Consider the following 11752-nt stretch of genomic DNA (forward strand, 5'->3'; position numbering starts at 1 on the left):
CAAGAAAACTGACCAAGAGGTGCAGGCATGCTGTCCGTTGAAACACCAACGACCTATTACACCGCCACTCGCAAATATGACTTGAAGTTCAATGACCTGGAGCACGATGTCGAGGCCGAAGTCGTCGTTATCGGAGGTGGATTTTCCGGTATCAATACTGCGTTGGAACTCGCCGAGCGCGGATTCACCGACGTGGTCGTGCTGGAAGCCCGTTACCTGGGTTTCGGCGGCTCGGGGCGCAATGGCGGTCATGTGATGGCCGGGATCGGACACGATCTGGAGAAGATTCGCAAAAGCGTCGGCGAGGAGGGGCTCAAAGCGATTTTCGAGATCAGCGACCTGGGCGCCTCGATTATCCAGAACCGCATCCAGCGTTATCAAATTGATGCGGATTTCTGCCACGGCTATGGCTATCTCGGTTTCAACAAGCGCCAGGGTCGGCTGCTACAAGCATGGGAAAAAGAATACAAACAGCTCAATCCGGATCACGAAATTGCCTACCTGGAGGGCGCCGAGGTCCAAAGCATCGTCGGCTCGGACGTATACAGCTGCGCCTTGAAGCACATGGGCAACGGTCATATCCATTCGTTGAACATGCTCCTGGGGTCGGCCAAGGCCTTGGTGGGCCTGGGTGGACGCATTTATGAAAATACCCCCGTGCTGGAGGTGACCTATGGCGACACCATTACCTTGCGTACGGCGAAAGGTTCGGTTCGGGCGAAGAAGATCCTCTGGTCCTGCGGCGCGTTTCTGGACCGGCTCGAGCCTGAATTGCACAAGACGATGGTGAGCACTTACGCCTTCCAATTGGTGACGGAGCCGCTTCCCCCTGCGCTGATCGAACAGATCAGTCCGATACGAGGTGCCTTCAGCGATATTCGTCCGGTGATCGAGTACTACCGGGTGACCAATGAAAACCGTCTGCTCTTCGGTTCGGCGACGCGCCTGCTCGAGTACATTCCCAACGATCTGAAGGCGTGGAACCGAAATCTTATGCTCCAGGTTTTCCCCTACCTCGATCACGTGAAAATCGACCTGGCCTGGGGCGGGCCGATGGAGTGCAGCGCTAATCTGTTCCCACAGATCGGTACCTTGCCCGGGCGCGACAACGCCTATTTCGTCCAGGGTTACTCGGGCTTCGGCGTGACGCCGAGTCATGTGGTCAGCCGTGTCATTGCCGATGGCATGACCGGCGGTTCACGGCATTGGGATGTGATGAGTGCGATCCCGCGTACGCGTATTCCCGGCAAGGATCATTGGCGCAACCTGATCTGCACCCTTGGAAAGGCCAGCCACCAGCTGGCGGGCTACCGCAACGGTCGCCGCTGATATCGCCTTACCCATGACCTGACTGGCGCTGACTGACGGCGCCACTGCTTCTCCTTTCGCATATCGGAGTACGGCCCATGCTCGCCTGTAAAAAAACAATAATCGCGCTTTCGTTCGCCTGCGTCTGTGTTCCAGCAGCAGCGCAGCCGCTGTACAAGGATGAAGCCACGGAAGTCGATGCGCGCTTGCTCGCGTTGGCTGGCGCCTTCCATAGCCGGGAAAACTACTCGCAATCGGGAACACGTAGAGAGGGGGCCAGCCGGTGGCAAGAGGCGGTCCTGCAATACGGTTTCGACCTGCGCCATAGTCTCGACGCCGGGTCGCAACTGTACGGTTCATTGAATTGGGTAAGCTCCGCCACCTTTGGCGATGGCGACCCGGCCGGCTGGTCTTCAGGTGATGAGCGCACCACGAAAATCGAGGACGCTTTCGTGGGTTGGCGCTCCGGCACACGGTTCGATGTCATGGACGAGAACGGCGTGGACATATCGTTCGGGCGGCAAAACATCGTGATCGGCGACGGCTTTCTGGTCAGTGGCGATGCCTTGAATCTCGGCAAGGAGTTTGTCGACGGCAAAGCCAATCGGGGCGGGGGATACTACCTGACCGGTCGCAAGGCTTTTGATCGCACGGCCGTACTGCGCCTGGGTGGCCAGCAAGGCTGGCGGGGTGATCTTATGTGGCTCAAGTCCGACAACCCGGCCCAGGCCAGGCCGGAATTGGCACTGGGTACGCTGGAGCATGTCAGCGAGCAGGGCACCCTGGGCCTGACTTATCTGAAAGTCACCGATACCGACCAGGCCATGGCGGACCTGTTGTTTCCCGAGCGCAAGGGTATGCAGCTCTACAGCGTTCGCGGACAGGGTAATGCAGGGGTTTCCGGGCTGTTCCTGGCCGGTGAGTACGCTTGGGAGCAGAAAGATAACGCCAGGGAGAACGCCTGGTATCTTGAAGCCGGTTGGACGTTTGACGATGTTCCCGGCACGCCTTCGGTCAACTACCGATACAGTCGTTTCTCCGAAGGCTACGACCCGCTTTTCTATGGCAATGGCCGCGCGCTCGGTACCTGGTTCCAAGGTGAAGTCGCTGCCAACTATGCGGGCCCGTTCAACAGCAACGCCACTGTGCAGCATGTGGGATTGAAACTCGCTCCCGCCGAGGATCTCAAGCTAGGCATCTTGCTTTACACCTTCCGTACCCTCGACGCGAGCCGTAACCAACTGGATGCCGACGAGGCGGACCTCTACGCCGAATGGTCGATTGACCCGCATTGGACCCTCATGCCCTTGGTGGGCCTCTACAAGCCGAAGCAAAGTGCCGCAAATGGCGGGACGCAAGTCGGCAACAGCGCCACCAATCTCTACGGGCAGGTTTTGTTGGCGTGGTCGTTCTAGGTTGGAGGCGGTTCCCGAAGGTCAAGGCTTCAGCACCACCTTCACGCAGCCGTCTTTCTTGTCCCGGAAAGTCTTGTACATCTGCGGGCCGTCTTGAAGACTCACGGTGTGAGTGATGACGAAACTTGGGTCGATCTGCCCTTCCTGGATGCGCTGGAGCAGATCATCGGTCCAGCGGTTCACATGGGTCTGGCCCATCTTGAAGGTCAGACCCTTGTTCATGGCGGCGCCGAACGGAATCTTGTCGATCAAGCCGCCATAGACGCCGGGGATCGACAACGTGCCGGCGGGGCGGCAGACGTACATCATTTCCCGCAGTACGTGGGGGCGGTCCGACTCGAGCATTACCGCTTGCTTGACCCGATCATAGATGGAGTCGAACGAGCGGGTTGCGTGGGACTCCATGCCTACCGCGTCGATGCATTTCTCCGGCCCCTTGCCTCCCGTCAGCTCGGCCAGGCGGTCCAGCACGCTTTCTTCATCAAAATTGATGGTGATGGCGCCACCGGCCTTGGCCATGGCCAGGCGCTCGGGCACGTTGTCGATGCACACCACTTGTCTGGCCCCGAGGATCACCGCGCTGCGCACCGTGAACTGGCCTACCGGGCCAGCGCCCCAGATAGCCACGGTGTCGGTTGGCTGGATATCGCATTGCACGGCGGCTTGCCAGCCGGTGGGGAAGATGTCGCCAAGAAACAGCACTTGCTCATCGGTAAGGCCATCCGGGATGACCACCGGGGTGAAGTCCGCGTAAGGCACGCGCACGTATTCGGCCTGGCCGCCGGGGTAACCACCGGTAAGGTGGGTATAGCCAAACAAGCCCGCCGTGGTATGGCCGAAGGCCTTGTCGGCCAGGTCCTTGTTGCGGTTGCTGCGCTCGCACACAGAGAAATTACCCCGCTGGCATTGATCGCACTCACCGCAGCAAATGGTGAAGGGGACCACCACGCGATCGCCAATCTTCAACTTCTTGTTGGCCGAACCGACTTCCACCACTTCGCCCATGAACTCATGGCCCATGATGTCGCCATGCTTCATACCGGGCATGAAACCGTCATACAAGTGCAGGTCCGAGCCGCAAATGGCGCACGAAGTGACTCTGATAATCGCGTCTCGCGGATGTTCTATCGTCGGGTCGGGGAGATGGTCATCACAGCGGATATCCTTTTTTCCATGCCAGCGTAACGCTTTCATTTGATCTACCTCCGGGGTGGGGTCGGTACGCTAGCCACCAAGTCATCTCGTTGCGCACCTGTTGATGTTTTCGGTTGAAAGAAAACCCCACAAGTTCAAATCTTGTTTGCACGGATCAACAGGAACGCGATAAACGGCGAGGCATGTCAGGTAAGTGAGAGGCGTGAGAACCACAAGCGAGCCGAGGCGTCAGATACGCAGAGACGGCTGCCTTGGGGGGTTGAATCCAGGCTGGCGGATTTGAAGTAAACGGCTACGTTGTAGAAGACAAAATTCTCGGGGAATCCCATCGACACTGTGAGGCTCAAGCATGACCAGCTCAAACATCAGCGTTGGCGCGGCGCTACGTGCCGGTACCGGCAAAACCTTCGTCGACCTGGACGGTTATAACGACACCGCCAAGATAGCCGTGGGGCCGGACGGCAAGATCTGGCTCGCCGGGATGACCTGGGTAGAGACTGGCCAGTGGGAGTACGAAGGCTACAGGACTTCTTTGGTACGCCTTAACGCCGACGGCACGCTCGACAGCACTTTCAGCGACGATGGTAAAACCCTGCTGCCTCGCGACATCTACCCGGGCGAAGGTTATAGCGCAGCCGTACAGGCCGACGGAAAGTACCTGATCGTCTATCCACATTTTTCTGCGCCGAGCATCGTCATGGTCCGCCTGAACACTGACGGTTCGGTGGATCAAAGTTTCGGCGTCAATGGAACGGCCACCGCTCCGGCAGCTTGGGGTGATTCCGCCAGCGCGACCGTACAGCCTGACGGCAAGATCCTCGTGGCGAATCATGACTCTTATGACCAGATTTTTTCCGTCAATCGTTTCAACCCCGACGGTACGGTCGATTCCAGTTTCAACGACGGCAGTGCCGTGGAGTTCACTGTTCCGGGCCTCAGCACATTGGAAGGCTTTGGCCTGACGCTGCAGGCCGATGGAAAAATCCTCGTGCCCGGCTACAACGGCGCGTTTGTGGTCGCGCGGTTGAATCCTGACGGGTCCCTCGACACAAGTTTTGGCACCGACGGCACGGCCGACATTGAAGTAGCTGGCATGGCGAAATCGATTACCGTGCAGGCCGACGGCAAGATACTGGTAGCGGGATACAACGAGGAGGAAGGAACCGGATTCGACTTCAAGATCATCAGGCTGAACCAGGACGGAACCTTTGACGCAGGTTTTGGCAACAATGGCATCGCTGTACTCGATCTGACCGGTGGCAGGGATACGGCCCGGGACATCACCGTGCTTGCGGACGGTAAGATCCTGGTAGCCGGGCAGAGCAATTATTTTGGTAACGATGACTTCAGCATCATCAGGCTCAATCCTGACGGAACCTTGGACACCACCTTCGGCGCGCTGGCCGGTGTGTTGCCGCAAATTGATGGAAGCGCGGGCGACGATGTTCTTTATGGCTCCTACGTCCCGGAACTGCTCACCGGTCATGAGGGCAATGACGTGCTCGATGGAGGAGGGCAGCGCGATGTTCTCCATGGTGGCGGCGGCGCCGATGTGTTCCGAATCAACTCCATCGGTGACAGCTACCGCACCGACTCTCAGGCCGTCAGTGATCGCATCGTTGATTTCGACCCCGGCCAGGACCTTATCGACCTGTCCTCCTTGGGCTTCAGCGGACTGGGCAACGGGCTCGATGGGACCCTGGCGGTCTCTGTCAATGACAGCGGAACCCGCACCTATCTGAAAAGCTTTGAAGCGGACGGGCAGGGCCATCGTTTCGAACTGGCACTCAACGGCGATCTCTCTCAAGTTCTCAACGAAACCAACGTAGTGTTGAGTCGCACGCTGATTCAGGGAACGGAGTCGGCCGATCGCCTGAAGGGCTCGGCGGCGGGCGACGTGCTCATCGCCGGCGGCGGCGACGATGTCGTCTCGGGCGGCTTTGGGCACGATTTTATTGATGGAGGATCGGGGCGAGACGTGCTCACAGGGGGTGAGGGGGCCGATGTGTTCCGCTATGGATCCCTGGAGGACAGCTTCCGTACGGCGGATGGAAATTTCCAGGACCGGATTGTCGACTTCGACCCGGATACCGACAAGATAGACGTCTCTGCGTTAGGCTTCACCGAGCTAGGGAACGGCTACAACGCGACGCTGACGGCCGTGCTGAGTGAGGATGGCCAGCGAACCTTCCTGAAAAGCTACAGCGCCGACGAACAGGGGCGTCGGTTCGAAATCACGTTGCAAGGCGATGTGGTGGCGCAACTTGGAGACGATGATTTTATCTTCGCTTCGGGTGACGAGCCTTTTACCGAGCTGCAACTTCTTGGGGTCGCTGCGACTGAGCAGTTTGGGTGATCCTCCCCTCGACAGTCTGAACCACCTCTGTTGAACTTTCCCGAGAACAAAACCGGCCCCTGCCACGGGGCCGGAACCGCTCTCGCCGATATCCAGATGAACCAACGCAAGGAAAGGCGCTCAATGGATTGCATCATCCGAAAGGCAACGAGTACCGACGCCACGGCAATTAGCCTGGTCGTCGCAGCGGCACTGCGCGAATCCAACGTTCAAGATTATTCGCCAGAGATCATCGAGCAGGTGCAGCAGAACTTTTCACCCGCAGCGATCCTGAACTTTCTCGGCCAGCGAGAGGTATATGTCGCAAGCAGTGACGGTGAGGTTGTCGCAACAGCGAGTCTTGATGGAAACGTCATCCGAAGCGTGTTCGTTGCGCCTGCCTGTCAGGGCAGAGGCATAGGGCATCAGCTGATGGCAACGATTGAGTCGGGGGCCGTGCGCAGTGGTGTGGAGCGGCTACGAGTTCCTTCCTCGATCACCGCGCAAGGCTTTTATTCTTCTCTGGGTTTCGAAAAAGTCCGGGACGAGTTTCACGGCGCGGAGCGCACGATCATCATGGAAAAAATCCTGCGCAAATAATCCTGCTCCCATCCAAAAAACCCCTAAGCAACTTTAGCTGCCAGAATCTCCTGGTTAGATCGTTTTGGAGATCACCATGCTTCACGCATTCGAACAACGGCTCGACCCTTTTCCGCCTGACGAAGTCCCACCGCCACCAGACGGCCTTGCGCGTTTTTTGTGGGCCTGCACGCGGGGCGCCCGCGGCTACATCCTCGCTTTCGCGCTGCTCAGTGCCGCCGTGTCGATCTACGAAGCCTGGCTCTTTTCGTTTCTCGGACAGGTCGTCGACCTGCTCTCGACCTGGCAGGCCGGCGGCGATGCGGCGGGGCAGGAGAGTCGAGTGCTGTGGGGCATCGGCATCATGCTGGTGACCAGCATCGGCCTGGTCGCGTTGCGCACTATGGTGCAGCACCAGGTATTGGCGATCAACCTGCCGTTGCGGCTGCGCTGGGACTTTCATCGGCTGATGCTGCGGCAGAGCCTTTCATTTTTCTCGGATGAGTTCTCCGGCCGGGTCACCACCAAGGTGATGCAGACGGCGCTGTCGGTGCGCGAGGTGCTGTTCACCCTCATCGAGATCGTCCCCGGCATCGGCGTGTATTTCATCGCGATCATCGCCCTGGCCGGCGGCTTTGACCTGAAGCTGATGCTGCCTTTCATTGCCTGGGTAGTGTTGTTCGGCCTGGCCATGCGCTACTTCGTGCCGCGCCTGGAGAAAGTGGGGCAGGAGCAGGCCAACGCGCGTTCATCAATGACCGGGCGGGTCTCGGACGCCTATACCAACATCACCACCGTGAAGCTGTTCTCCCACTCCAAACGCGAAGCACACTTCGCCCGCGCGGCCATGGAAGATTTCAAGCAAACCGGCTTTCGCCAGATGCGCCTGGTCAGCCAGTTCGAAATCGTCAATCAGGCACTGGTGGTTGCCTTGATCATCGGGGCCGGCGGTTACGCCCTGTGGTTATGGCATCAAGGCGAAGTAGGCACCGGCGCCGTGGCGGCAATCACCGCCATGGCGTTGCGTATCAACGGGATGTCGCACTGGATCATGTGGCAAATGACCTCGCTGTTCGAAAACATCGGCACTCTGCAGGACGGCATGGAGACCTTGACGCGCGGGCCCAAGGTTCAGGATGCGCCGGACGCCGGCGTGCTGGTTACCACCGGTGGTGCGGTGACCTTCGACAATGTCAGCTTCAATTACAACGGCGAACGCCAGGTGCTCGATGGCCTGAGCCTGAACATCCGGCCGGGCGAAAAAATCGGCCTGGTAGGCCGCTCCGGTGCCGGCAAATCCACGCTGATCAATCTGCTGCTGCGCTTCTATGACGTGGACAGCGGTGAGATTCGAATCGATGGGCAGAACATCGCGCATGTCACGCAAGACAGCCTGCGCAGCGCCATCGGCATGGTTACCCAGGACACGTCCCTGTTGCACCGGTCCATCCGCGACAACATTGCCTACGGCCGCCCCGACGCCACCGATGAGGAAATACGCAGTGCCGCAGCCAGCGCCCAGGCCGATGGGTTCATCAATCAACTGAGCGACAAGCAAGGCCATAGCGGTTACGACACCCTGGTGGGAGAGCGCGGCATCAAGCTTTCGGGCGGCCAGCGTCAACGCATCGCCATTGCCCGGGTCATGCTCAAGAACGCCCCGATCCTATTACTGGACGAGGCCACCAGCGCACTCGATTCGGAAGTCGAAGTGGCCATCCAGGAAAGCCTCGATGAAATGATGCAGGGCAAGACCGTGATCGCCATCGCCCATCGGCTGTCCACGATCGCGGCGATGGACAGGCTCATCGTCATGGATGAAGGGCGGATCATCGAGCAAGGCACCCACGCCGAATTGCTCGGGAAGAACGGCACCTACGCGCGATTGTGGCATCACCAGAGCGGCGGCTTTCTGGGTGAGGATCAGGGGGTGGTTGAGGCGGTGGAGTAGGCGAGGGCGATGGCTGTTCACTGGAACAGCCGACACATCACTTCTGCACGCCAGCCACCCGACGACCGCTCATGAAACACAAGAAACCACCCATGGCGGTCAGTGCGCTCAAGGCATAGAACATCGTCGGCGCCGGAGTGTGCAGCAGCAGGTACCCGCAGATCACCGGGCTCAGGGCACCACCAAGGGCTGCCAGGTTTTGTGCGCCATAGTAGCTGCCGCGCAGTTCTTCCGGGGCCAGGGTATCGACGAAGAGGAATTCGGCCGGGTAGATGATCATTTCCCCAAGGGTGAATATGAACATCGCCACGCACCAGCTCAGCATGTCGTCCGCCAGGCTGAAGCCGATCAGGCCGACAATGAACAGGCTGGTGCCTGCGGCAATCCAGTAGCGCAGCTTTTCGCGATCCAGGAACCGGCCGATCTGGTACTGCAGCAGGATCACGGTGATCGCGTTGCAGGCGAGCAGGGCGGCCATGATTTCCAGCGCGCGTCTGGAGTCATGGGTCACCAGCAGGTATTGCGACAGGTAAAGAGTGAAACGTCCGTGCACCACCGTGCTCAAGAGGCAGCCGCACGTGAACATGATCAGGGTGCGGTCGTTTTTCAGGGTGATCAGGGTCTTGAGAAAGCTTGGCGCTGGGCCAATGGCCGGTGTCGCTGCCCTGGGGATGCCGGTCATCAGGAAGATGCTGAAAAACGCGATGCCGCCAGCAATGAGGAACGGCGCGATCGGGTAGACACCGGCAATCACCACGCCGAGCATCGGGCCGGTGGCATAGCCGATATTGGTCAGCGTGTAGCGCAGGGAAAAGGCCTTGGCGCGCTGGCCGATAGGCAGGTTCTCGCTGAGGATCGCCTTGGAACCGATCAGGAACAGCGCTGACGCGGTCTCGGTGATCACCACGGTCAGCGTGGTCAGGTAGAGGTTTTCGGCAAAGGTCAGCAGTACGAAACCGACGGCGCTGGAAAGCATCGCCAGGATCAGCAGTCGGCGCTTCTCCAGGCGGTCGATGACATAGCCGCCATAGAGGGCCAGCAAGGTGGCGATGAACACCGCGATGCCGAGCAGCAAACCGACGTCCTGTTGGTTGAGGCCCAGCTTGTTGCTCAAAAATAGCGTGAGCAACGGGCTGGTAATGGCGCGACTGACCACGATGGTCAGGGAAACCATCATCAGGCGCCGAATAACGAGTGAGTAAGTGGCCACGGTGGTGCAAACATCCTTATTCAGATCAAACGTGATCCCGATAATGCCGTTCATAAACCGCTGCGGGATGATCCTCGGCGACTGGCCCCGCGGTGTCTGACCACCATTGCGCGACGTCGGCGCCGGTGGCGATCCACACGTCATCGTGCCGCTGGATGCCCTCGATCAGTTCGCGCAACACGCCTATCCGTCCCGGCGTAGCGATGATTTCCGGGTGCAGGCGCAGCACGTAGCAGAGGCCGAACCGATGAAAGCCGGCGAAGTCCATCTGCAGGTTGCCCAAGGTGTGGCTATAGGACGCGATCCGCGATTGTGCGGGTGGCACTGCCGGGCTCAAGTTGAAGGCGAAGTAAGGCTCGTCCTCCAGCTCATAGTGCAGCGGTACTTCAATGACACTCGGTGCGGTCGGGTGAGCGAATGGCAGGTCATCGCCGCGCCACGACGACGACCAGCGAATGCCTTGGTCGCTCAAGGCTTCGATGAAGCCCGGTGCACCGTTGCCCGCCGGGATTCGAAAACCGGTCGGGCGCTGGCCGGTCAGCCGGGCCAGGGTCTCGCAGCCTTTGGCGATATCGTCGCTTTGGGCGGCCAGGTCCAGTCTGTCGTAGTCCTGATGGCGATAGCCGGCGCAGGCAATTTCATGGCCGTCGGCCTGGATCGCCTGGATGTGCGCGGGGTTTTCCTCGGCAACGATACCGGGGACAAACCAGCTGGCGGACACCCCGAGCTGCTTGAACAGGCCGAGCAATCGCTCGACGCCACGTTGGGTGCCGTAGCGCCACACCGACAGGGTCTTGTCGCGCCCGGCGACCTCCGGGGCCTGGGTGAGGATGCCGTGGATGTCGTTGTAGTCGACAGTCAGTACCACCGCGCAGCGATAGCCTTTCGGCCAAATAGGGGAGTCAGCCATGGTGATGCTCCTTCAGCCACCACTGGGCAACGTCGCGGCAGGTAGCGAACCACACGTCGTCGCGCGTGCGCATGTGCTCGAAGAGTTTTTCCAGTAGCAGGATGCGTCCCGGCTTACCGGTAATCTTGGGGTGGAAGAGGGTGGTCAAGCATAATCCCTCGTTCATTGCGCCGTCATATTCGCGGCACCAGTTATCCAGGGTCAGCGCGTAGCTGGCCGTGCGGTCCAGCCCGGAAGGGAAGTTCGGCGCACGGGTGTAGGCGAGAGAGGCGTAGTCGTCCATTTCCCAGCGACCGGGAATTTCCACCAGTGGCGTGTCGAACCCCAGCACGTTCACCAGGTATGGCCGGTCATCGCCGCGCATGCTGCTGGAATAGCGCACGCCGGCTTCCACCAGCATCGCCGGGGTTTCGGCGCGCCAGTCGCCGGACGGCGTACGAAAGCCTTCGGCGCGGATGTTCAGATGCTTCCAGAACACCTCGCGGCAGATATTCATCACGTCCTTTTGCTGATCCAGCGTCAGGGCATAAAAGGACTCGTGCCTGTAGCCGTGATAAGCCACCTCATGCCCGCGCTCGACGATCGCCTGGCACTGTCTCGGCCAGTTCTCCACGACCCAGGCCGGGACGAAGAATGTCGTCGGAATCTTGAACTCGTCGAGCAGGTCGAGCAGCCGCGGTAGCGCCCGATAAGGGCCATAGCCGCCGAAACCGAAGTACTCGGGCTTGCGCCAGATCGAGCCGTTGAGCATGGCATCACCGGTCGGACCATCGAGGTCGAAGGCCAGGGCCAGACAAGCCTTGTGCGGGCCGGGCCAGGTGGGTTGGGGCGAGGAGGACATCTGTAGTGCTCCGATAATCTTCAAGTAAACCGACAGCCTTTGTGGGAG

At 59.7% G+C, this 11752-nt stretch carries 9 protein-coding genes; 5 read left to right on the forward strand and 4 right to left on the reverse strand.

The window, feature by feature from the left end; genetic code table 11:
- Positions 1-27: 27 nt before the first annotated feature.
- Positions 28-1329 (forward strand): NAD(P)/FAD-dependent oxidoreductase, encoded by a 1302-nt coding sequence (locus M1E16_RS13595; protein ID WP_434568417.1) that lies wholly within the window; start codon positions 28-30, stop codon positions 1327-1329.
- Between the two features lie 77 nt (positions 1330-1406).
- On the forward strand, positions 1407-2723 hold the full coding sequence (locus tag M1E16_RS13600; protein WP_458130240.1) for a hypothetical protein: 1317 nt from the start codon (positions 1407-1409) through the stop codon (positions 2721-2723).
- 21 nt (positions 2724-2744) lie between these two features.
- On the opposite strand, the gene M1E16_RS13605 is transcribed toward M1E16_RS13600, so the two are convergent.
- On the reverse strand, positions 2745-3917 hold the full coding sequence (locus M1E16_RS13605) for a zinc-dependent alcohol dehydrogenase (RefSeq protein ID WP_458130241.1): 1173 nt from the start codon (positions 3915-3917) through the stop codon (positions 2745-2747).
- 310 nt (positions 3918-4227) lie between these two features.
- Between M1E16_RS13605 and M1E16_RS13610 the strand changes: the two genes are divergently transcribed.
- The 3 genes from M1E16_RS13610 (at position 4228) to M1E16_RS13620 (ending at position 8743) form a co-directional block, all read left to right on the forward strand.
- Positions 4228-6234 carry a M10 family metallopeptidase C-terminal domain-containing protein gene (locus tag M1E16_RS13610; protein ID WP_458130242.1) on the forward strand — a complete coding sequence of 669 codons (2007 nt, stop codon included), beginning with the start codon at positions 4228-4230 and terminating at the stop codon, positions 6232-6234.
- Between the two features lie 123 nt (positions 6235-6357).
- The gene (locus M1E16_RS13615; RefSeq protein WP_458130243.1) at positions 6358-6813 is read left to right on the forward strand and encodes a GNAT family N-acetyltransferase; all 456 of its coding nucleotides are present in this window, start codon (positions 6358-6360) and stop codon (positions 6811-6813) included.
- Positions 6814-6889: 76 nt separating this feature from the next.
- Positions 6890-8743: an ABC transporter ATP-binding protein gene (locus M1E16_RS13620; RefSeq protein ID WP_458130244.1), complete on the forward strand. Its 1854-nt coding sequence runs from the start codon at positions 6890-6892 to the stop codon at positions 8741-8743.
- 37 nt (positions 8744-8780) lie between these two features.
- On the opposite strand, the gene M1E16_RS13625 is transcribed toward M1E16_RS13620, so the two are convergent.
- From M1E16_RS13625 to M1E16_RS13635, 3 genes are read right to left on the reverse strand one after another with little or no spacing between them, the layout of a single operon-like run.
- A complete protein-coding gene (locus M1E16_RS13625; RefSeq protein WP_434574170.1) occupies positions 8781-9953 on the reverse strand; it encodes an MFS transporter in 1173 nt (390 codons plus the stop codon).
- A 25-nt stretch (positions 9954-9978) separates the two neighbouring features.
- On the reverse strand, positions 9979-10863 hold the full coding sequence (locus M1E16_RS13630; protein WP_458130245.1) for a polysaccharide deacetylase family protein: 885 nt from the start codon (positions 10861-10863) through the stop codon (positions 9979-9981).
- On the reverse strand, positions 10856-11704 hold the full coding sequence (locus M1E16_RS13635) for a polysaccharide deacetylase family protein (RefSeq protein WP_458130246.1): 849 nt from the start codon (positions 11702-11704) through the stop codon (positions 10856-10858). The genes M1E16_RS13630 and M1E16_RS13635 overlap by 8 nt, the downstream gene beginning before the upstream one ends.
- Positions 11705-11752: the final 48 nt, after the last annotated feature.

The sequence above is a fragment of the Pseudomonas sp. Z2-11 genome, assembly GCF_054161305.1.

What these genes read in the sequence shown, in the direction of transcription:
- M1E16_RS13595 (WP_434568417.1), top strand. Translation starts at nt 28, where the DNA reads ATGCTGTCCGTTGAAACACCAACGACCTATTACACCGCCACTCGCAAA.
- M1E16_RS13600 (WP_458130240.1), top strand. Translation starts at nt 1,407, where the DNA reads ATGCTCGCCTGTAAAAAAACAATAATCGCGCTTTCGTTCGCCTGCGTC.
- M1E16_RS13605 (WP_458130241.1), bottom strand. Translation starts at nt 3,917, where the DNA reads ATGAAAGCGTTACGCTGGCATGGAAAAAAGGATATCCGCTGTGATGAC.
- M1E16_RS13610 (WP_458130242.1), top strand. Translation starts at nt 4,228, where the DNA reads ATGACCAGCTCAAACATCAGCGTTGGCGCGGCGCTACGTGCCGGTACC.
- M1E16_RS13615 (WP_458130243.1), top strand. Translation starts at nt 6,358, where the DNA reads ATGGATTGCATCATCCGAAAGGCAACGAGTACCGACGCCACGGCAATT.
- M1E16_RS13620 (WP_458130244.1), top strand. Translation starts at nt 6,890, where the DNA reads ATGCTTCACGCATTCGAACAACGGCTCGACCCTTTTCCGCCTGACGAA.
- M1E16_RS13630 (WP_458130245.1), bottom strand. Translation starts at nt 10,863, where the DNA reads ATGGCTGACTCCCCTATTTGGCCGAAAGGCTATCGCTGCGCGGTGGTA.
- M1E16_RS13635 (WP_458130246.1), bottom strand. Translation starts at nt 11,704, where the DNA reads ATGTCCTCCTCGCCCCAACCCACCTGGCCCGGCCCGCACAAGGCTTGT.